At 70.7% G+C, this 19557-nt stretch carries 18 protein-coding genes and 2 pseudogenes; 9 read left to right on the forward strand and 11 right to left on the reverse strand.

Going from position 1 to position 19557, the window contains the following annotated elements:
- Positions 1-4: 4 nt before the first annotated feature.
- Positions 5-847, forward strand: coding sequence for a SirB1 family protein (locus WJ35_RS14305; RefSeq protein WP_010090894.1), 843 nt, complete (start codon positions 5-7; stop codon positions 845-847).
- A gap of 150 nt (positions 848-997) precedes the next feature.
- Here WJ35_RS14305 and adk read toward each other — a convergent pair whose 3' ends face one another.
- The 4 genes from adk to lpxK form a co-directional block, all read right to left on the reverse strand.
- Positions 998-1660, reverse strand: coding sequence for an adenylate kinase (gene adk, locus WJ35_RS14310; protein ID WP_060237884.1), 663 nt, complete (start codon positions 1658-1660; stop codon positions 998-1000).
- A 209-nt stretch (positions 1661-1869) separates the two neighbouring features.
- Complete coding sequence (kdsB, locus tag WJ35_RS14315) at positions 1870-2661, reverse strand: 3-deoxy-manno-octulosonate cytidylyltransferase (RefSeq protein ID WP_060237917.1); 792 nt, start codon at positions 2659-2661, stop codon at positions 1870-1872.
- A 111-nt stretch (positions 2662-2772) separates the two neighbouring features.
- On the reverse strand, positions 2773-2967 hold the full coding sequence (locus WJ35_RS14320; RefSeq protein WP_010090898.1) for a Trm112 family protein: 195 nt from the start codon (positions 2965-2967) through the stop codon (positions 2773-2775).
- A complete protein-coding gene (gene lpxK / locus WJ35_RS14325) occupies positions 2948-3976 on the reverse strand; it encodes a tetraacyldisaccharide 4'-kinase (RefSeq protein ID WP_060237887.1) in 1029 nt (342 codons plus the stop codon). Before lpxK ends, WJ35_RS14320 begins: the two co-directional genes overlap by 20 nt.
- A gap of 449 nt (positions 3977-4425) precedes the next feature.
- Here lpxK and xseA point away from each other — a divergent pair, with 449 nt between their 5' ends.
- Together xseA and sodB are read left to right on the forward strand one after the other, a co-directional pair.
- Positions 4426-5808, forward strand: a complete 1383-nt coding sequence (gene xseA / locus WJ35_RS14330) for an exodeoxyribonuclease VII large subunit (RefSeq protein WP_069239346.1) — start codon at positions 4426-4428, stop codon at positions 5806-5808.
- A gap of 240 nt (positions 5809-6048) precedes the next feature.
- Positions 6049-6627, forward strand: a complete 579-nt coding sequence (sodB, locus tag WJ35_RS14335) for a superoxide dismutase [Fe] (RefSeq protein WP_010100165.1) — start codon at positions 6049-6051, stop codon at positions 6625-6627.
- Positions 6628-6745: 118 nt separating this feature from the next.
- Here the strand turns inward: sodB and chrA are convergent, their stop codons facing one another.
- On the reverse strand, positions 6746-7963 hold the full coding sequence (gene chrA, locus WJ35_RS14340; RefSeq protein ID WP_059460504.1) for a chromate efflux transporter: 1218 nt from the start codon (positions 7961-7963) through the stop codon (positions 6746-6748).
- A gap of 126 nt (positions 7964-8089) precedes the next feature.
- Positions 8090-8827, reverse strand: a complete 738-nt coding sequence (locus WJ35_RS14345; RefSeq protein WP_069239347.1) for a Crp/Fnr family transcriptional regulator — start codon at positions 8825-8827, stop codon at positions 8090-8092.
- Positions 8828-8909: 82 nt separating this feature from the next.
- Between WJ35_RS14345 and WJ35_RS14350 the strand changes: the two genes are divergently transcribed.
- The 3 genes and pseudogenes from WJ35_RS14350 to WJ35_RS14355 all read left to right on the forward strand — a co-directional run bounded on the left by WJ35_RS14350 (position 8910) and on the right by WJ35_RS14355 (position 10318).
- Positions 8910-9437 (forward strand): DUF962 domain-containing protein, encoded by a 528-nt coding sequence (locus WJ35_RS14350; RefSeq protein WP_060237898.1) that lies wholly within the window; start codon positions 8910-8912, stop codon positions 9435-9437.
- Between the two features lie 25 nt (positions 9438-9462).
- A pseudogene (locus WJ35_RS31225) lies at positions 9463-9573 on the forward strand (ketopantoate reductase C-terminal domain-containing protein); the annotation flags it as partial.
- Positions 9574-9712: 139 nt separating this feature from the next.
- On the forward strand, positions 9713-10318 hold the full coding sequence (locus WJ35_RS14355; RefSeq protein WP_060237902.1) for a class I SAM-dependent methyltransferase: 606 nt from the start codon (positions 9713-9715) through the stop codon (positions 10316-10318).
- A gap of 37 nt (positions 10319-10355) precedes the next feature.
- On the opposite strand, the pseudogene WJ35_RS14360 reads toward WJ35_RS14355, so the two are convergent.
- Positions 10356-11632 (reverse strand): annotated as a pseudogene (locus WJ35_RS14360) (EAL domain-containing protein).
- 187 nt (positions 11633-11819) lie between these two features.
- A complete protein-coding gene (gene mdtD / locus WJ35_RS14365) occupies positions 11820-13256 on the reverse strand; it encodes a multidrug transporter subunit MdtD (protein ID WP_060237904.1) in 1437 nt (478 codons plus the stop codon).
- Positions 13257-13467: 211 nt separating this feature from the next.
- On the opposite strand from mdtD, the gene WJ35_RS14370 reads away from it, so the two are divergent.
- Positions 13468-13791: a DUF2917 domain-containing protein gene (locus tag WJ35_RS14370; RefSeq protein ID WP_069239348.1), complete on the forward strand. Its 324-nt coding sequence runs from the start codon at positions 13468-13470 to the stop codon at positions 13789-13791.
- On the opposite strand, the gene WJ35_RS14375 is transcribed toward WJ35_RS14370, so the two are convergent.
- Positions 13764-14996, reverse strand: a complete 1233-nt coding sequence (locus tag WJ35_RS14375) for a citrate/2-methylcitrate synthase (RefSeq protein ID WP_069239349.1) — start codon at positions 14994-14996, stop codon at positions 13764-13766. The two genes, WJ35_RS14370 and WJ35_RS14375, sit on opposite strands and share 28 nt — an antisense overlap.
- Before the next feature lie 138 nt (positions 14997-15134).
- On the opposite strand from WJ35_RS14375, the gene WJ35_RS14380 reads away from it, so the two are divergent.
- Positions 15135-16526 carry a CoA transferase gene (locus WJ35_RS14380; protein WP_069239350.1) on the forward strand — a complete coding sequence of 464 codons (1392 nt, stop codon included), beginning with the start codon at positions 15135-15137 and terminating at the stop codon, positions 16524-16526.
- A gap of 21 nt (positions 16527-16547) precedes the next feature.
- On the opposite strand, the gene WJ35_RS14385 is transcribed toward WJ35_RS14380, so the two are convergent.
- Positions 16548-17294, reverse strand: coding sequence for a GntR family transcriptional regulator (locus WJ35_RS14385; protein ID WP_069239351.1), 747 nt, complete (start codon positions 17292-17294; stop codon positions 16548-16550).
- 181 nt (positions 17295-17475) lie between these two features.
- Between WJ35_RS14385 and WJ35_RS14390 the strand changes: the two genes are divergently transcribed.
- The gene (locus WJ35_RS14390) at positions 17476-18321 is read left to right on the forward strand and encodes an aldo/keto reductase (RefSeq protein ID WP_060237921.1); all 846 of its coding nucleotides are present in this window, start codon (positions 17476-17478) and stop codon (positions 18319-18321) included.
- Positions 18322-18533: 212 nt separating this feature from the next.
- On the opposite strand, the gene WJ35_RS14395 is transcribed toward WJ35_RS14390, so the two are convergent.
- Entirely contained in the window at positions 18534-19544 is a 1011-nt protein-coding gene (locus WJ35_RS14395; protein WP_069239441.1) for a HoxN/HupN/NixA family nickel/cobalt transporter, read from the reverse strand.
- Between the last annotated feature and the right edge of the window lie 13 nt (positions 19545-19557).

Genomic DNA, 19557 nt, shown 5'->3' on the forward strand with positions numbered 1-19557 from the left:
CGCAATGACCCGCGTCCTCGATTATTTCAGCACGCTCGTGGCGGAGGACGAAAGCCTGCCCGTCACCGAGGCGGCGCTGTCGCTCGCGCAGGACGCATATCCCGACCTCGACCTGCAGGGCACGCTCGCCGAGCTCGACGCGCTCGCGGCGCGCCTGCGCCGGCGGCTGCCTGACGACGCGGGCCTGAAGGACCGCATCGTTGCACTGAACGCGTTCTTCTTCGGCGAACTGGGCTTCGCGTGCAATCACAACGACTACTACGACCCTGACAACAGCCACCTGAACATCGTGCTGAAGCGGCGGCGCGGCATCCCGATCTCGCTGTCGGTGCTGTATCTCGAACTCGCGGAGCAGCTCGGCGTGCCGGCGCGGGGCGTGTCGTTCCCGGGCCACTTCCTGCTGCGCGTGACGCTGCCGGACGGCGACCTGATCATCGATCCGACCAACGGCCATTCGCTGTCCGAGGCCGAGATGGTCGAGATGCTGGAGCCGTACGTCGCGCGCGCGGCGGGCGCGGTCGACAGCGCGTTGCGCGCGCTGCTGCAGCCGGCGACGAGCCGCGAGATCATCGCGCGGATGCTGCGCAACCTCAAGACGATCTATCTGCAGACGGAACGCTGGCAGCGGCTGCTCGCGGTGCAGCAGCGCCTCGTGATCCTGCTGCCGGGGCAGCCCGACGAAGTGCGCGACCGCGGCTTCGCGTATGCGCGCCTCGACTACCTGCGGCCGGCGCTCGAAGACCTCGAGCATTATCTCGACGAGCGCCCGGACGCCGACGACGCGACCGTCGTCGAGTCGCAGCTGACCGAGCTGCGGCAACGGATGCAGCGCGGCGACGAAGACTGACGCTGCACGCGCCCGCTCGGCTGCGTAGAACGGTAGCGCGCACAACGCCGAACGCGGCACGCCGCGCATCGCGGCCCGATGCTGGCCGCCACGGTCGAAAAAAAAGCCGCCCCGACGGGGCGGCTTGCGGCTCACGGCCGATCGTGCTGCTTACTTCAGCGCGTCGAACGCACGGTCGCGGATCTCGTCGACGGTGCCGAGACCGGAGATCTTCCGGTACTGCGGCGCCTTCAGGCCGTTCTCCTCGCCGCGCGCCGCCCAGTCGCCGTAGTAGGTGATGAGCGGCTTGGTCTGCGCTTCGTACACTTCGAGGCGCTTCTTGACCGTCTCTTCCTTGTCGTCGTCGCGCTGGATCAGCGGCTCGCCGGTGACGTCGTCGAGGCCTTCGACCTTCGGCGGGTTGAACTTGACGTGATAGGTGCGGCCCGACGCCGGGTGCATGCGGCGACCGCTCATGCGCTCGATGATTTCCGAGAACGGCACGTCGATTTCCAGCACGTAGTCGATCGCGACGCCGGCTTCCTTCATCGCGTCGGCCTGCGCGATCGTGCGCGGGAAGCCGTCGAACAGGTAGCCGTTCGCGCAGTCCGCTTCCTTCAGGCGCTCCTTCACGAGGCCGATGATCAGATCGTCCGTGACGAGCTTGCCTTCATCCATGAAGCGCTTCGCCTCGATGCCGAGCGGGGTGCCGGCCTTCACGGCCGCGCGCAGCATGTCGCCCGTCGAAATCTGCGGGATGCCGAATTTTTCCTTGATGAAGTTTGCCTGGGTGCCCTTTCCCGCGCCGGGCGCGCCCAACAGGATCAAACGCATGGTGATATCTCCAAGTATGTAGATTCGTATGGCGAGGCTCAAAGGCGTCGGCAACAGCGTGCGCGGGGCTTGCCTGGCGCGCGGCGGGACCGGTCTGACGCGGCGCGTCGGCTTGGCGACGCGCGGCTGCCGGCAGGGCCGCGGGGCGGGGTCAAGCGAGGACGCGCAGGTCGCGGACGGCTCGCACAACCGTCCGATTATGCCACGGGTTATTTTGAATCCGGCCGAAAAAGGGCCTGCACGCGTTCGAGATCGGCCGGCGTATCGATGCCGGCTTCGGGCGCGTGCGCGGTGATCATCACGGCGATCCGCTCGCCGTGCCACATCGCGCGCAGCTGTTCGAGCTGCTCTGCCTGCTCGATCGGCGCCTGCGCGAGCGACGGATACGTGCGCAGGAAACGCGCGCGGTACGCGTAGAGGCCGATGTGCCGGTACACCGGAAACGCCGGCGCGGGCATCGCCGCGACGTCGGGCCAGTGCGGCTGGTACGCATCGCGGCTCCACGGGATCGGCGCGCGCGAGAAGTAGAGCGCGACGCTTCGTGCGTCGAGCGCGACCTTGACAATGTTCGGATTGAACACGTCGGCCGCCGTGTGGATCGGGTGCGCGGCGGTCGCGATCGCGCAGGCCGGATGCGCGGCCAGGTGCGACGCTACGTCGCGGACCAGCGCCGGATCGATCAGCGGCTCGTCGCCCTGCACGTTGACGACGACCGTGTCGTCGCTCCACCCGAACGCAGCCGCGACTTCGGCGAGGCGGTCGGTGCCGGACGGATGGTCGGCGCGCGTGAGCACCGCTTCGAAGCCGTGCTCGCGCGCGGCGTCGAGCACGCTCTGCGCGTCGGACGCGACGAGCACCTGCTGCGCGCCTGCTTCACGCGCCCGTTCGGCGACGCGCACGACCATCGGCTTGCCGCCGAGATCGGCGAGCGGCTTGTTCGGAAGCCGGGTCGACGCGAGCCGGGCGGGAATGACGGCGATGAAGGGCGGCGGATGGGTCATCGGACGGAACGGAAGCAGGTGACGGAAGCGGCGTGCGGTGCGTGCGCGGCGCACGCGGGGCGGCATGGACGTGCCTGGGCCGGGACGAGCGGCCAGGTTCAGCGGCCGGGTTCAGCGGCCGGCCGGGTCGACCGGCGTGCCTTCGACGGTCTGGCGCGCCTCGTCGACCAGCATCACGGGAATGCCGTCGCGGATCGGATAGGCGAGCTTGTCCGCGTTGCAGATCAGCTCCTGCGCGGCGCGGTCATAGTGGAGCGGGCCTTTGCAGATAGGGCACACGAGAATTTCAAGCAGGCGAGCGTCCACGGAGTTTCTCCACAACGAGGGCAATGAGGCGAGGATCGAGCGCGGCTTCGACAGGGACGACCCAGATTCGAGCGTCGCGCCAGGAAGCGCCCAATTTTACTGCATCCTTCTCGGTGATCAGGATCGTGTCGACCTGATCGCCGTCGAACGGATTGTGCGCGAACGCGTAGTGGTCGGGCAGCGCGCGGGTCGCCGGCGCGAGGCCGGCCGCGCGCAGCGTCGCGAAGAAGCGCTCGGGCGCGCCGATGCCGGCCGCCGCGAGCACGCGCTCGCCGGCAAACTGCGACAGCGGGCGGCGCAGCGCCGGCTGGTCGAGATGCCACGCGGCGCCGGGCGCGAGCGCGAGTGCGTAGGTGTCGGGCCACGGCGGCAGCGCGCCGCTGTACGGATCGTTGACGAGGGTCGCGTCGCGGCGCCGCGACAGCGGCTCGCGCAGCGGCCCGGCCGGCAGCAGGAAGCCGTTGCCGCCGAGCCGGTGATCGAACACGACGAGCTCGACCGTGCGCGCGAGGCGGTAGTGCTGCAGGCCGTCGTCGCTGACGATCACGTCGACGTCCGGGTGCGCGGCGCGCAGCGCCTGCGCGGCCGCGACGCGATCCGGGCAGACCCACACGGGCGCGTCGGTGCGGCGGGCGATCAGCAGCGGCTCGTCGCCGGCCTCGCTCGCGCGCGAGCGAGGTGTCACCGCGGTCGGCGTGCGCACGTTCGCGCCGTAGCCGCGCGACACGACGCCGGGCGTGAAGCCGGCGGCGCGCAGCGCATCGACGAGCGCGATCACGGTCGGCGTCTTGCCGGTGCCGCCGACGGTCACGTTGCCGACCACGACGACCGGCACGCCGACGTCGACCGGCTTCTTCCAGCCTTGCGCGTAGGCCGCGCGGCGCAGCGCCGCGCACAGCCCGAATACGCACGCGAACGGCGTGAGCGCCCACGCGAGTGCGCCGCGGCGCTGCCATTCGCGCGTGAGGCGCGTCTCGAGCCGGGCGAGCGGGCCGCCGGGCGTGCTCATCGGTCAGCGCGCGGCGTGTGGCGCCGCGTGGCGTTGGACGGGGTCGTCAAGGCGAATTCTCCGGATGGCGGCGCAAGCCGCGGGTTCTGCGGAAGGCGGCACTCTAGCGCGCGGCGCGCCGGCCCGGCAAGCGCCGCGCCGTCACGACGCGGGCGGGGCCGGATCGCCCGGGCCTGTGGATAACTCTGTGAAGAACCCGGCGGGCGATCGCCGCACATGCCCGTCCGGTGGGCTTCGAATCGGATGAGAATCATTTTCAAAGATTTAAAACTTTTTAAAAATCAACGTGTTGTCACAAATTGTCAGGGGTTTTGGGGAATTTTGCGGGGTTTTTTGCAGTCGATTGCCCGGGTGTGGACACTTTCCGCTTTGTGCAATGCACGCATCGCTGCTGGACGCCGGGCGGATGTCGGACTATCGTGTCGCCGCCAGCATTCAACCGATCGTCCATGCTTTCCGACTCCTCATTTACCGCGCCGGGCGCGACGCGCGGCGGCGACGAAGTGATTCCCGTCTCGGTCCTCAACCGCGCGATTTCGACGATGCTCGAGCGCTCGTTTCCGCTGCTGTGGGTCGCGGGCGAAGTATCGAATTTCACGCGCGCTGCGAGCGGCCACTGGTATTTCTCGATCAAGGACCAGCAGGCGCAGATGCGCTGCGTGATGTTCCGCGGCCGCGCGCAATACGCGGAGTTCACGCCGCGCGAAGGCGACCGGATCGAGGTGCGCGCGGTCGTCACGATGTACGAGCCGCGCGGCGAGGTGCAGCTCAACGTCGAGGCCGTGCGGCGCACCGGGCAGGGGCGTCTGTACGAGGCGTTCCTGCGGCTCAAGGCGCAGCTCGAGGCGGAGGGCCTGTTCGCGCCCGAGCGCAAGCGGCCGCTGCCCGCGCATCCGCGCGCGATCGGCATCGTCACGTCGCTGCAGGCCGCCGCGCTGCGCGACGTGCTGACCACGCTCGCGCGCCGCGCGCCGCACGTGCCGGTGATCGTCTATCCGGCGCCCGTGCAGGGCGCGGGTTCGGCCGAGAAGCTCGTCGCGGCGGTCGAGACCGCCAACGCGCGGCGCGAGGTCGACGTGCTGCTCGTGTGCCGCGGCGGCGGCTCGATCGAGGATCTGTGGTCGTTCAACGACGAGGCGCTCGCGCGTGCGATCGCGGCGAGCGCGCTGCCCGTCGTCAGCGGCGTCGGGCACGAAACCGATTTCACGATCGCCGATTTCGCCGCCGACGTGCGTGCGCCGACGCCGACCGGCGCGGCCGAACTGGTGAGCCCGCAGCGCGCGCTGCTGCTGCGCGAGGTGAGCGACCGGCAGGGCGCGCTCGCGCGCGGGATGCGCCGCGTGCTCGAACAGCGTGCGCAGCAGCTCGACTGGCTCGCGCGCCGGCTCGTCAGCCCGGCCGAACGGCTGCAGCGGCAGCGCACGCATATCGAGCAGCTCGCGGTGCGCCTCGCGTCCGCGGCGGCGCGGCCGGTGCGCGACGCGCGCGCCCGCTTCGCGCTTGCGCAATTGCGCTGGCAGCGCGCGCGGCCCGACGTGACGCAGGCGCGTCACGCGCTCGCCGGGCTGGAGCAGCGTCTTTCGGTCGCGCTGCAGCGCCGCCACGAACGCGACACGGCGCGCGTGGCAGCCTGTGCGGCGCGGCTCGAGGTGCTGAGCCCGCAACGCACGCTCGAGCGCGGCTATGCGGCGCTCATCGATGCGCAGACGGGCCGCGCGGTGCGCGCGCCGAGCGCGCTGAAGCCGCAGCGGCGGCTGACCGTGCATCTCGCCGAAGGCTCGGCGGACGTATCGCTCGCCGACGTGCAGCCGCGGCTCACCGACACGATCTGACCGCCCGCGGCGGCTGCGCTGCGCACGTCGCGCGCACGTGTGCGCCGTGCGCGCGGCAGGAACGGATACTGCGCGCCGCATCGGCTTGCCCGCTATCCCGCCGGATGCAGCGCCAGCGCCGATTTTCCGCATACGGCGGACGAATACCCGTGAGTTTGCGGGGTTATTCGTCCTCGCCTACAATCGAACGCTCGGCAGCATTCAACACAGCCTCCCTACATACTCAACGAAGGAATCGCCATGGCTCATACGCTCCCGCCGCTCCCGTACGCTGAAGACGCGCTCGCGCCGACCATCTCGCAAGAGACGATCCAGTACCACTACGGCAAGCATCACCAGGCTTATGTGACGAACCTGAACAACCTGATCCCCGGCACGGAATTCGAAAACCTGTCGCTGGAAGAGATCGTGAAGAAGTCGTCGGGCGGCATTTTCAACAACGCCGCGCAAATCTGGAACCACACGTTCTTCTGGAACAGCCTGTCGCCGAACGGCGGCGGCGCTCCGACGGGCGCGCTGGGCGACGCGATCAATGCGAAGTGGGGCTCGTACGACGCGTTCAAGGAAGCCTTCACGAAGGCGGCGGTCGGCACGTTCGGCTCGGGCTGGGCATGGCTCGTGAAGAAGGCGGACGGTTCGCTCGACATCGTGTCGACGAGCAACGCGGCAACGCCGCTGACGACGGCCGACAAGCCGCTGCTGACGATCGACGTGTGGGAGCACGCGTACTACATCGACTACCGCAACGCGCGTCCGAAGTTCGTCGAAGCGTTCTGGAACATCGTGAACTGGGACTTCGCCGCGAAGAACTTCGCGTAAGTCCGCGGGTGCCGCGCGCCGTCACGGCGCGCCGTGCGCTCCAGCTAAAAGCCCTCGAAACGGAACGCTTCGAGGGCTTTTTCGTTTTCCGTCGCGCTGCGCCTCACGCGGCGCGGGATCAGATCAACGTCGTCGCCGCCCAGCCGAGCGCCGCGCTCGCGATCACGACGGCCCACGGCGGCACGCGCCAGAACACCAGCGCAATGAACGCGACGAGCGCGGCCGCGAAATCGCGCGCCGACACGATCGTCTCGCGCCATACCGGCTGATACAGCGCGGCGAGCAGCAGCCCGACGACCGCCGCATTGACGCCCGCGAGCGCCGCCTGCATGCGCGTGCTGCGGCGCAGGCGTTCCCAGAACGGCGTGGTGCCCGCGACCAGCAGGAACGACGGCGCGAAGATCGACACGAGCGCGAGCGTTGCGCCGAGCCAGCCGTTCGGCGCATCGCGCAGCGCCGCGCCGAGGAACGCCGCGAACGTGAACAGCGGCCCCGGCACCGCCTGCGCGACACCGTAGCCGGCCAGAAACGCCGAATCGCCGACCCAGCCCGGCGCGACGACGGCGGCCTGCAGCAGCGGCAGCACCACGTGGCCGCCGCCGAACACCAGCGCACCGGTGCGGAAGAACGCGTCGACCACCGCGAGCGCGTGCGAATGGAGCGCATCGGCCGCGAGCGGCAGCGCGACGAGCAGTGCGGCGAACAGCACGAGCCACAACGCGCCCGCGCGGTGCGAGACGTGCAGCGGCAACGGCTCGTGCGCGCCGCGCTCGGGCTGCGGCAGTAGCACGAGGCCGGCCGCGCCGGCCGCCGCGATCACGACGACCTGCAGCCATGCGGCCGGCGCGAACAGCGCGACGCACGCGGCGAGCGCCATCAGGGTGACGCGGCGCGCATCCGGGCACAGCGTGCGCGCCATGCCCCACACCGCCTGCGCGATCACCGCGACCGACACGATCCGCAGCCCGTGCAGCGCGCCGGTCGCGATCGGCATGCCGGCCGCGTGCATGCCGAGCGCGACCAGCGTCATCGCGAGCGCGGACGGCAGTGTGAAGCCGAGCCACGCGGCGAACATCCCGGCATAGCCGGCGCGCGACAGCCCGATGGCCATCCCGACCTGGCTGCTCGCCGGGCCCGGCAGGAACTGGCACAGGCCGACGAGATCCGCATACGCGCGCTCGCTGAGCCAGCCGCGCCGCGTGACGAACGCCTCGCGGAAGTAGCCGAGATGCGCGACGGGGCCGCCGAACGACGTGAGGCCAAGCCGCAGGAACGCGACGAACACGGGCCATGCGTGGCGCGGTGCAGCGGTGACGGTCGAGGTGTCGTGGTTCAAGAGTGGATTCGGGCAAGAGGTGAGAGGGGAGGCGTCGCCACGATAGCGCGATAGTGCGATGCCGTGACGACGGAAATGCGGCGCTGCGATAGCGCGGCGGCTTCACGCACGCGGCCGCAGCCGCCGTCACGGCATGTCGTCGGGCAGCCCGCTTGCGCGCCGCAGCGCGTCGACGTCGACGAGTTCGATCTCGCCGACGTGCAGCCGCACCACGCCGTCCGTCTCCAGCGATTTCAGCAGCTGATTCGTGGTCTGCCGCGTCAGCGACAGCATCGCCGCGAGCTTTTCCTGCGACAGCCGGATGCGCGTGCGGCCGGCGCTGATCCCGCCGTAGCCGTCGGCGATCATCAAGAGGCGCGCGGCGAGCCGCTGCGCGGCCGGCATCACGCTGATCGACTCGACGGTCAGGAAGCTGAGCCGCAGCTTCTGCGCCATCAGCAGCGCGAATTGCCGCCAGTATTGCGGCGTCGCGTCGAGGATCGCGAGCAGCGCCGCCTGCGGCACGTGCAGCAGCAGCGTGTCGTCGAGCGCGATCGCGTCGTGCGTGCGCGGCAGGCCGTCGAACAGCGCGATCTCGCCGAACCACGTGACCGGCTCGGCCACCGTCAGCAGCGCCTCCTTGCCCTGCGGATCGACCGCGCCTATCGTGAGGGAGCCGCCCAGCACGGCGTACAGCCCGCACGGCGGGTCGCCGCGGCGGAACAGCGCGTGGCCGGCCGGCAGGCGGCGCAGCACGGCGCGCGCGAGCAACGCCGCGCGCAATGCTTGCGGCAGCGCGGCGAACCACGGATGCGCGTCGAGTTGCGGCAGGTATCGGGCGAAAGGCGCGGGAGCGAAAGGCTCGGGGTCGAAGGACTCGGGCATGGGCGGCGCGATGTCGGGTAGCCGACAGAGGTTCTCGGGCGTGACGGGCATCATAGCGCGCATCGAACGACTAGGAGACGCCATGAAGACCCTTGAAGACCATCTTTCCCAGTACGCGGCGTATCACCGCGACGCACGCAATATCGCGACGCATCTGGTCGGCATCCCGATGATCGTGTTCGCGGTCGAGGTGCTGCTGTCGCGGCCGGCGTTCGGCGCGCCGGCGGGCATCGCGCTGTTGCCGGCGCTGCTGCTCACGATCGCGTTCGCCGTGTTCTACCTGCGCGTCGACCTGCGCTTCGGCGCCGTCATGACGGCGCTGTTCGCGCTCGGCCTGTGGGCCGGGCAGACGCTCGCCGCGCTGCCGACCGCGCAATGGCTCGGCATCGGGATCGGCGCGTTCGTCGTCGGCTGGATCGTGCAGTTCGTCGGGCACTGGTTCGAGGGGCGCAAGCCCGCGTTCGTCGACGATCTCGTCGGGCTGATGGTCGGGCCGCTGTTCGTCGTCGCCGAGGTCGCGTTCTTCGCGGGGCTGCGCGGCGACGTGCGGCGCGTGGTCGAGGAGCGGGCCGGGCCCGTGCACGGCGGCGCGCACGACGCGCATGTCTGAACGGCCGATGGCGGGCATTTGCATGCTCGGCGCGCGGATGCTCGCGATCGATCCGCTCGCGCGCTCGTCGATGTCCGACGACCTCGCCGCGCGCCGGCCGACCGAAGTCGAGTGGATCAACGGCGAGGTGGTGCGTCCGCGCCCGTGAATGCGCGGCTGTGGGCGGCGTTGGCGAAGTGAGCGCCGGACGCCAAACGATTGCGTGCCGATGTGACGCCGTGCAATGACTAAGATGGGATAGGCGTCATGTGACGCCACTGCGGAGCGCAATCGTCATGGTGGATCGCCCGACACTCGACGCGTACGACACCTACGCCGCCGACTATGCCCAGCTCTGGCTCGACGAGGGGCCGCCCGACGACATGTATGCGCTCCTCGAACAGCATTTCGCGCCGGGACCGACGGCGGACGTCGGCTGCGGCGCGGGACGCGATACGGCCTGGCTTGAATCCCGCGGCTTCGACGTGCGCGGCTACGACGCGAGCGCGGCGCTGCTCGACGAGGCGCGCCGCCGCCATCCCGGCCTGCGCTTCGAGCAGGCGGCGCTGCCGGCGCTTTCCGGCGTGCCGTCCGGCGCGTTCCGCAACGTGCTGTGCGAGACCGTGGTGATGCACCTGGATCAGGTCGAGGCGGCGGCCGCCGCCGCGCGGCTCGTCGATCTGCTCGCGCCGGGCGGCACGCTGTACATGAGCTGGCGGGTTGCCGGCAGCGGGTCGCTGCGCGACGAGCGCGGGCGCCTGTACACGGCGCTCGACGGCGCACGGATGCGCGCGGCGCTCGGCGGCGGCGTGCAGGTGATCGACGAGCATGAAGTCGTCAGCGCGTCGTCGGGCAAGCGCGTGCACCGGCTGATCGTCCGCAGGGCGGACGGGGCGGCCTGACGCAGGTTCGCATGATGCGAGCGCGGCGTTGCGGGCGTCAGTCGCGGTGCGCGGCCGCTTCCCAGTTGATGTCGACGCAGAGCACCTGCATCCCGCCGGCGACGGGCGCGGCGATCGACGCGGTCACGCACAGGTGCGCTTCGTTGATCGACAGGTAGGGCGGCGTCAGGTGCACGCGGCCCGGCGTGCGCATCGCGTGGATGAAGTACGGGCGGCGCTCCCAGCTCGCGCCTTCGGAGTGCAGCAGCGGGCGGAAGCGCTTCGCGCGTTGCGACACGCTGCCGCGCGCGAGCACGTTGTCGCCGATCTGCCGCCCGGACGCGTCGAGCAGGAAGCAGCGCGCGGTCTCAGGCAGGCCGAGCACCGTGGCGGCCGCGTCGATGAGCGTGTCGCCCGCGCCGAGCTTCGTGCCGGCCTCCTCGAGCGCGGCGACGTACGGCGCGAGCCGCGTCTCGCCTGCGATCGCTCGCGTTCCGCGACGCGCAGGCGCAGCGCGGCCGACAGCGTATCCATGCAGCCCGCCGCGGCCTGCGGCTGCACCGGCTCGACGCTCGGGCCCGCGAAATACTGGCCCTGCACGAAATCGACGTCGCATTCGAGCGCGATCAGCGCGTCGCGCTCGGTCGCGAGGCCGCCCATCAGCACGAGCTGGCCGGATTCGTGCAGCAGCGACACGAGCCCCGGCAGCACCCGTTCGAGATGCGAATGCTCGCTCGCCTGCGCGAGGATGCCGCGGTCGAGCGTGACGATGTCGGGGTGCAGGTGCCAGACGCGGTCGATGTTCGAATGCTTCGCGCCGAAGCCGCCGAGCGCGATCAGGAAGCCGGCCTTGCGCAGGCCGTCGACGATCGCCGCATAGCGCGGCGTCTCGCCGCCCGCCTGCTCGGGCACCTCGAGCACCACGCGGTGCGGCGGCAGGCCGAGCGCCTTCAGGTTCGCGAGCAGCGCGTCGCCGTAGACGGTGTCCATCAGCGCCGCGGGATGCAGGCTCAGGAAGAGCCATTCGTCGTGGCTGTCGAACGCATGGAAATTGCCGAGGTGCAGCGATTCGGCGAGCCGGCCGAGCTCGAGCAGGTCGCCGCGCCGCGCGGCCTGCGTGAAGACCTCGTGCGATGCGACCTGGCGGCTTTCCTCGTCGTGCGCGCGCAGCGACGCGTGATAGCCGATTGCGCGCCGGTGCGATACGGAAAACACGGGCTGGAACACGCTGAAGACGGTATAGCCGCCGTACAGCACGGTGCGCCGGTTGCCGTCGTCGCCGGCAACGGGGCGGGGCGGCTGAAAGCCGGGGGGATCGATGTCGATCATGCTCATCATCATGATGTCGGCCGGGGGAGGCTGCCAGTTTACCTACAGAATAGGCGAGCAAGAAGCGTGCGCAATCGCGCGGCCGGTGCGGCCCGCTGCCGCGGTGCGAGCGCGGGCGTCGGCCGGGCCGGTTGCACCGTTGTGGTGCGCCGCATGCCGGTGCGCCGTCCGAACCGGGGCGCGCCGGCCCGCGTCATGCGCGCTCGGACGGATCGGTCTTGCGTGCCGCGCCCCGAATCTCCGGCGCGAGCTGCGCGAAGATCCACGCCGACCCCGCGGTGATCACGCCGACGCAGATGAAGGTCGCGTGGAACGCGGGCAGCGTGTTGCTCGGCGTCACGCTGCGCAGCATCCCGGTGAAGGTCGCGAGCAGCGCGCCGGCGACCGTCACGCCGAGGCTCATCGACAGCATCTGCACGAGCGAGAACAGGCTGTTGCCGCTGCTCGCGCCGCCGGTGCCGAGATCCTTCAGCGTCAGCGTGTTCATCGCGGTGAACTGCATCGAGTTGAAGCCGCCGAACAGCGCGAGCTGCGCGACCTTGAGCCACACGGGCATCGAATCGTGCATCAGCGCGAAGCTCGCCATCATCACGCCGACCATGACCGTGTTCGCGAGCAGCACGTTGCGGTAGCCGTGCTTCGTGATGAGGCGCGTGATGAGGCGCTTCGAGGACATCCCGGCCGCCGCGACCGGCAGCATCATCAGGCCCGCCTCGAACGCGGTGTAGCCGAGGCTCACCTGCAGCAGCAGCGGGATCAGGTACGGCATCGCGCCGCTGCCGATCCGCGCGAACAGGTTGCCGAGCAGGCCGACGCTGAACGTGTGGATCCGGAACAGCTCGAGCGAGAAGATCGGCTGCGGTGCGCGCACCGCGTACAGCCCGTAGGCGACGAAGCACGCGAGGCTCAGGATCAGCAGCACGAGCACGGCCGCATGCTGCATGCCGAGGTCGGCGAGCCCGTCGAGCGACAGCGAGATCGCGACCATGCCGATCGTCAGCAGCAGATAGCCCTTCAGGTCGAAGCGGCCGGCGGCGGGATTGCGCGCGTCGGGCATCGAATACCAGGTCGCGATGCAGCCCGCGACGCCCACCGGCACGTTGATCAGGAAGATCCAGTGCCACGACGCGACCTTCACGAGCCAGCCGCCGAGCGTCGGGCCGATCAGCGGGCCGATCAGGCCCGGAATCGCGACGAACGACAGCGCCGGCAGGTAGCGCTCGGCCGGGAACGTGCGCAGCACCGCGAGCCGACCGACCGGCAGCAGCATTGCGCCGCCGATCCCCTGCACGACGCGGAACACGACGAGCTGCGGCAGCGTGTGCGCGTTCGCGCACAGCAGCGAGCCCAGCGAAAAGACCAGGATCGCACTGAGGAACACCCGCCGCGTGCCGAGCGTATCGGCGAGCCAGCCGGACACCGGGATCATCACCGCCATCGTCAGCGAATACGCGATTACGACCGACTGCATCCGCAGCGGCGATTCGCCGAGGCTCGCCGCCATCGACGGCAGCGCGGTGTTGACGATCGTCGCGTCGAGCGTCTGCATGAAGAAGCCCGTCGCGACGAGCCAGAGCATCACGGTGAGGTTCTTTTCGCCGGGGGCGGCGGCGGGCGGGCGTTGAAACATGGAGTGGACCGATGGTGCGGGACAGCCGACATTGTAGGGAAAGCCGCCGCACCCCGCAGAACGGGGCAGCCGCCGCAGCAGCGTCGAACGGACGCTCGTGCGCCGGCGCGCCGGTACAGTTCAGCCGAAAGTGTCCGCAGGCGTATCTGTCGGCGTCGTGCCCGGGTCCGGAATACTGGAGCCATCGAAACCACGCGGACCGGAGGCGACCATGCGTGAACTGCGACTCTACGAAATGGACGGCAACGAACCGGCCGCGCGGTGGCGCATCGTCGATCGCACCGACCTGCACGTCGCCGACGGCGACCTGTGGGTGACGATCGAGGGCCGCCCGGCCGATTACTGGCTGCACGCCGGCGAATCGCTGGCGCTGCTGCCCGGCATGCGCGTGTGGGTCAGCGCGGCGGCCGGCGGTGCGGTGTTCGCGTTCGGTCCGCAGGCCGCGCGCGCTCGTCAGGCCGTGCCGCTCACGTGGCGCTGGCTCGACGCTGCGCGCGGCCGCGTGGGTCAGGCCGGCGCGACGCTGCCGACGTAGCGTGCGCGCGGCCGGATCAGCTTGCCGTCCGCGTACTGTTCGAGTGCGTGCGCGATCCAGCCGGCCGTGCGGCCGGCCGCGAACAGCGTGAACGCGGCGCCGTCGGGCAGCGCGAGCGTGCGTTCCAGCGCCGCGAGCGCGTAGTCGATCGTCGGCCGCTGCCCGGTTGCCGCTTCGACGCGCGTGGCGAGCGCGAGCGCCGCGCGCAGCGGCTGCCGTTCGGGCTGCGTCGCGCAAAGCGCATCGAGCAGCGCGCGTGCGCGCGGATCGCCGTCGGGATAGAGCGGATGCGCGAAGCCGGCCAGCGCCGTGCGCGCGCCCTCGCTGCGCTCGTCGCGCGCGAGCCGCTGCGCGAGGTAGCGATCGAGGTCGGCGGCGCGGGCCGCTTCGTCGAGCAGCGTGCCGGCCCGGAACGTCTCGCCGCCGTGGCGCGGGCCGGCCAGCGCCGCGAGCCCGCCCGCGATCGCGCCGAACAGGTGGCTGCCGGTCGACGCGATGCAGCGCACCGCGAACGTCGACGGGTTCAGTTCGTGATCCGCGCACAGCACGAGCGCCCGGCGCAGCAGGTCGGCGTCGGCGCGCCGCCGGATGCCCCACGCGGCGGCGAGCTGCCGATGCACGGGCGCGTCGCGCGGCGCGACGCCGGCCAGCGCCGCGGCCGTCACGCGCAGCAGCAGCGCGGCGGTGTCGAGTTGCGCGTCGCATCCTGGCGCCCACCGGCCGGGCAGCGATGCGGCCGCGGCCGGCAGCAGCATGAGCGTGCGCTCGAGCGGCGCGAGATGCGCCCACGGGCGCGCCCAGTCGCTCCATTGCGCGGCGTCGAAACCGGTCGACGCGAGCGACGCAGCGGCAAGCCGCGCCGGCGCGCAATCCCATAGCCGCGCGGCCGTTTCCTCGAGCGTCGCGTCGTGGGCGAGCGTGAGCGCATCGATGCCACGATAGTAGAGGCGGCCGTCGGCGATCTGCGTGATGCGCGATTCGAGCACCGGCACGCCCCAGTCGAGCGAGCGTTCGGCGACGCCGCCCGCGCGCTTCGCATCGGCGCGGCGGCGCGCGAGCAGGCGCACTTCGTCCGCGTCGTAGCGGCGGCGCTTGCTGCCGCCGTCGGGCAGCGAGCGCAGCAGGCCGCGGCTCACGTACGCATAGAGGGTGCTGATGCTGACGCCGAGAATGTCCGCGGCTTGCGGCGCGCTGAGAGACCTCATTCGATCACTCCTGTCGGTGCGCATGAAGCGCGGCCCGGCTACAACTATTCGTTATGCGTTGATTCGCGCAATCAAGATTGATCGCGTCCGTCGCGAATTCTAGACTCGATTCCGTTTTCCCAACGGCGCACTCGCACGATGACACCCGAACTCGCATTGACCCGTTTGTGGCAACTCGCACACGGCGAGCCCGACGCACTGGCTCGCGTGACCGTGACCGGGCAGGACCCGACGTTGCCGTCCACCTTCCATGTCGGCACGCTGGCCGCGGCATCGATCGCGGCGGCCGGGCTGGCGGCCGCCGAGTGCCATCGGCTTCGCACGGGCGTCGCGCAGCGCGTCGACGTGTCGGTGCGCGACGCGCTCGTCGCGTTTCGCAGCGAGCGCTACCTGCGCGTCGACGACGGGCCGCCGCCCGAGCTGCGGCATCCGGTGACGGGCTTCTACGAGACGCGCGATGCGCGCTGGATCCAGTTGCACGCGAACTTCCCGCATCACCTGCGCGGCATACTCGGCGTGCTCGGCTGCGGCGAGCGCCGGGCGGAAGTCGCGGCGGCGATCCGCACGCGGGACGGCGCGCCGCTCGACGCCGCACTCGCGGACGCGGGCCTGTGCGCGGCGCTGATCAGAACACCTGACGAATGGGCGGCGCACGAACAGGCGCGCGCGCTCGCGGCGCTGCCGCTGTTCGAGATCGAACGCATCGGCGACGCGCCGGTGCAGGCGCTCGGCGGCGGCGACGCGAGCCGGCCGCTCGCGGGCGTGCGCGTGCTCGATCTCACGCGCATCATCGCGGGCCCGGTCGCCGGCCGCACGCTCGCGTCGCATGGCGCGCAGGTGCTGCTCGTCAATGGCCCGCATCTGCCGAACATCGCGCCGCTCGTGATCGACAACGGGCGCGGCAAGCGGTCCGCGTGGCTCGATCTGCGCGACGCCGCGGGCGTCGGCGCGCTGCATGCGCTGGCGTGCGACGCGGACGTGTTCGTGCAGTCGTACCGCCCGGGCGCGCTCGCGGCACGCGGCTTCGCGCCCGAGGCGCTCGCGCAGCGGCGGCCGGGCATCGTGTGCGTGTCGATTTCCGCGTACGGGCGCGCGGGGCCGTGGTCGCGGCGGCGCGGCTTCGACAGCCTCGTGCAGTCCGCGAGCGGGATCGCATGGCGCGAGCGGCAGGCGGCCCACGCGGACGCGCCGCGTCACCTGCCGTGCCAGGCGCTCGATCATGCGACCGGCTATCTCGCGGCGTTCGGCGCGATGATCGCGCTGGCGCGCCGTGCGCGCGAAGGCGGCAGCTGGCAGGTGCGGCTGTCGCTCGCGCAGACGGGCCGCTGGCTGCAGTCGTTCGGCCTCGTGCCGGACGGCGCGCATGCGCCCGAGATCACGCCCGACGACGTGCGCGACCGGCTCGACCGGATCGCGTCGCCGTTCGGCGTCGTCGATGCGGTGCGCCCGGCGGAACGGCTGTCGGCGACGCCGCCGCGCTTCACGCAACCGCCGGTGCCGCTCGGCAGCGACGACGCGCGCTGGCTGTGAGCCAAGGCGGCGCGCCCCGCGCTACCTGCGCAGCTCGACGACGAAGTCGTAGTAGTCGTTGCGGCAGTAGGTGTCGGTCAGCTCGATCGCGCGCTGGTCGGCCGTATAGCCGATCCGCGTGATCAGCAGCAGCGCGTCGTGCGGCGCGATGCCCATCTGCCGCGCGATCTCGTCGGTCGCGTTGACCGCGCGGAAGTGCTGCAGCGCGCGCACGATCGGCGTGCCGCGCGCTTCGAGGTAGCTGTACAGCGAATCGCCGATCGCCTGCGGATCGGGGATCAGCGTCGCGGGAAACGTCGAGTTCTCGACGGCCATCACGATGCCGTCGGCGAGGCGCAGACGTTTCAATCGTGTAACCGACGCGGCCGGCGACAGCCCGAGCTGGATCACTTCGTCGCGGCTCGCGGGCTGGATCTCGCGCGCGAGCCATTGCGAACTCGGCTTGAAGCCGCGCCGTTCGAGCATCTCGCTGAAGCTCGACAGGCGCGACAGCGGATCCTCGTAGCGCGGCTGGATGAAATTGCCCGCGCCTTGCGTGCGGCGGATCAGCCCCTGTTCGACGAGCAGCGCGATCGCCTTGCGCGCGGTGATGCGCGACACGCCGAGCGCCTCCGACAGCACGCGCTCGGACGGCAACGCCTCGCCGGCCGTCCAGCGGTTGTCGTGAATCGCGTCGCCGAGCTTGCGGGCGAGCTGCAGATAGAGCGGGGTATCGTTGTCGGGGTCGGGGCGCAGGTCCTGCCAGCGGTCGTCCGTCGTTGACTTCATGGAATGGGTATCGATCAGGTTGGGCCATTCTAAGTCATCATGCGGCGCCGTTATAGCCGGTTTTTGCCGCACGGCGGTCGCGCGCCGCGCCGAATGGCTACACTGATGCGTCGCATTCCGTACCACCGACGCCGCGCGCGGCCACGCACGGCCACGAATTTGCAGCGAGGAGCGCATGATGATGAAGGACACGATCGCCACGGTCGTCCTGCCCGACGGCGAGACGATCCCGAAGCTGGGGCAGGGGACGTGGGAGATGGGCGAGCGCGCGTCCCGGCGCGCGGACGAAATTGCCGCGCTGCGCGAGGGCATCGCGCTCGGCATGACGTTGATCGATACCGCAGAGATGTACGGCGACGGCGCGACCGAAGAACTCGTCGGCCACGCGCTCGACGGCTTGCGCGACGACGTGTTTCTCGTCAGCAAGGCGTATCCGCATCATGCGAGCCGCCGGGGCGTCGTGGCCGCGTGCGAAGCGAGCCTCAAGCGCCTGCGCACCGATCGCATCGATCTCTATCTGCTGCACTGGCGCGGCTCGGTGCCGCTCGAGGAGACGGTCGAGGGCTTCGACGCGCTACGACGCGCCGGCAAGATCCGCCACTGGGGCGTGAGCAATTTCGATACGGCCGACATGCAGGAGCTCGTCGATGAGGCAGGCGGCGCGGCGTGCGCGACCAATCAGATCCTTTACAACATCGCGCGGCGCGGGCCGGAGTTCGATCTGCTGCCATGGCTCGCGGCGCGCCGGATCCCGGCGATGGCGTACAGCCCGGTCGATCATGCGCGTCTGCCGAAGCACTCGCCGCTCGACGAAATTGCCCGCGTGCGCGGCGTGTCGGTGATGCGTGTCGCGCTGGCCTGGGTGCTTGCGCAGCCCGGCGTGTTCGCGATCCCGAAGGCGGCGCGGATCGAGCACGTGCGAGACAACCGCGCCGCGCTCGATCTCGTGTTGAGCGATGACGAGCGCACGCAGCTGGACGCGTACTTCCGTCCACCGCGCAGCAAGCGCGCGCTCGAAATGCTCTGAAGCGATCGCGGGATGCGGTGCGCCGGTTGGTGGCCGCAGGTGTTGCCGCGGTTGCCGTTGTCGTTCGTTTCTGCGCACACGGACGGCCGTGTACCACGCAGATGGCGAGCCTCGCGCCATCGATCGACTACGCGCCGATATGCCGCACGACAGCGCCGGAAACACCGTCGCCGGTGTGCGCTGTGTTGCCGCGATGAAGCGTCCGACTCCGTTCAGCGCGCCGGCGCGTCGGCCGCGCGCGGCCAGCGATGACAGAGGATCGACGCGACCCAGGCGACGACGAACAGCGCGACGATCCCGTATCCGAGCGCGCCGAACCGCTCGCCGACGGCATCGAGCGCATCGCGCACGGGGCCCGTCAGCGCGAGCTTGTCCGCGAGCAGCCCGGCGGCCTCGATGCCGCCGATCGCAAGCGCGACGGCAGCGGAGACGAACGTGATGCTCGCGTTGTACAGGAGCTTGCGCTGCGGATCGTCCATTGCCCAGCCGTACGCGTGGATCATCAGCACGTTGTCGGTCGAGTCGATCAGCGTCATGCCGGCCATGAACAGCGCGGGAAACAGCAGGATCGCGTAGAGCGGCAGGCCCTGGCTTGCCTGCGCGGCGGCGATCGCGAGCAGGCCGATTTCAGTTGCAGTATCGAAACCGAGTCCGAACAGCACGCCGACCGGATACATGTGCCAGCTCTTCGTGACGAACCGGAACAGCGGACGCAGCAGGCGCGCGATGACGCCGGCCCTGCGATGCGTATGCGTGCCGCCGTGCGCGTGACCGGGCGCGCGGCGATAGCGCCGCCACACGTCGCACAGGATCGCGAGGTTCATGCACGCGAGCACGAGCAGGAACGTCGCGGACACCGCGGTGCCGAACGTGCCGCCGATGTCGCGCAACGCATCGAAGCGCTCGCGCAGCGCGAACGCGCTCAGCGCGACGCCGAGCGTCGCGGCGACCACGATCGTCGAGTGGCCGAGCGAGAAGAACAGGCCGACCGTCAGCGGACGCCGGCCTTTCTGCATCAGCTTGCGCGTCGCGACGTCGATCGCGGCGATGTGATCGGCGTCGACCGCGTGGCGCAACCCGAGCCCGTACGCGATCGCGGCCGTGCCGAGCAGCAGCGGCCGCTCGCGCAGCGCCGCGAGCGCCCACAGCCAGACGGCCGCATTGGCGGCGAGCAGGCCCGCATAGAGCATCAGCAGGCGGCGCAGGGCAGGGGTGGGCGGCATCGCGGCGTTTCCT

This window comes from Burkholderia ubonensis, from assembly GCF_001718695.1.
GTDB lineage: Bacteria > Pseudomonadota > Gammaproteobacteria > Burkholderiales > Burkholderiaceae > Burkholderia > Burkholderia ubonensis_B.

Bases quoted from the DNA above. Each gene is read 5' to 3' on its own strand.
- WJ35_RS14345 (WP_069239347.1), bottom strand. From the start codon at position 8,827: ATGCCCGAGTCCTTCGACCCCGAGCCTTTCGCTCCCGCGCCTTTCGCC.
- kdsB (WP_060237917.1), bottom strand. From the start codon at position 2,661: ATGACCCATCCGCCGCCCTTCATCGCCGTCATTCCCGCCCGGCTCGCG.
- WJ35_RS14380 (WP_069239350.1), top strand. From the start codon at position 15,135: ATGACACCCGAACTCGCATTGACCCGTTTGTGGCAACTCGCACACGGC.
- sodB (WP_010100165.1), top strand. From the start codon at position 6,049: ATGGCTCATACGCTCCCGCCGCTCCCGTACGCTGAAGACGCGCTCGCG.
- WJ35_RS14350 (WP_060237898.1), top strand. From the start codon at position 8,910: ATGAAGACCCTTGAAGACCATCTTTCCCAGTACGCGGCGTATCACCGC.
- xseA (WP_069239346.1), top strand. From the start codon at position 4,426: ATGCTTTCCGACTCCTCATTTACCGCGCCGGGCGCGACGCGCGGCGGC.
- WJ35_RS14355 (WP_060237902.1), top strand. From the start codon at position 9,713: ATGGTGGATCGCCCGACACTCGACGCGTACGACACCTACGCCGCCGAC.
- mdtD (WP_060237904.1), bottom strand. From the start codon at position 13,256: ATGTTTCAACGCCCGCCCGCCGCCGCCCCCGGCGAAAAGAACCTCACC.
- WJ35_RS14370 (WP_069239348.1), top strand. From the start codon at position 13,468: ATGCGTGAACTGCGACTCTACGAAATGGACGGCAACGAACCGGCCGCG.
- WJ35_RS14390 (WP_060237921.1), top strand. From the start codon at position 17,476: ATGAAGGACACGATCGCCACGGTCGTCCTGCCCGACGGCGAGACGATC.
- WJ35_RS14385 (WP_069239351.1), bottom strand. From the start codon at position 17,294: ATGAAGTCAACGACGGACGACCGCTGGCAGGACCTGCGCCCCGACCCC.
- WJ35_RS14395 (WP_069239441.1), bottom strand. From the start codon at position 19,544: ATGCCGCCCACCCCTGCCCTGCGCCGCCTGCTGATGCTCTATGCGGGC.
- WJ35_RS14375 (WP_069239349.1), bottom strand. From the start codon at position 14,996: ATGAGGTCTCTCAGCGCGCCGCAAGCCGCGGACATTCTCGGCGTCAGC.
- lpxK (WP_060237887.1), bottom strand. From the start codon at position 3,976: ATGAGCACGCCCGGCGGCCCGCTCGCCCGGCTCGAGACGCGCCTCACG.
- WJ35_RS14305 (WP_010090894.1), top strand. From the start codon at position 5: ATGACCCGCGTCCTCGATTATTTCAGCACGCTCGTGGCGGAGGACGAA.
- adk (WP_060237884.1), bottom strand. From the start codon at position 1,660: ATGCGTTTGATCCTGTTGGGCGCGCCCGGCGCGGGAAAGGGCACCCAG.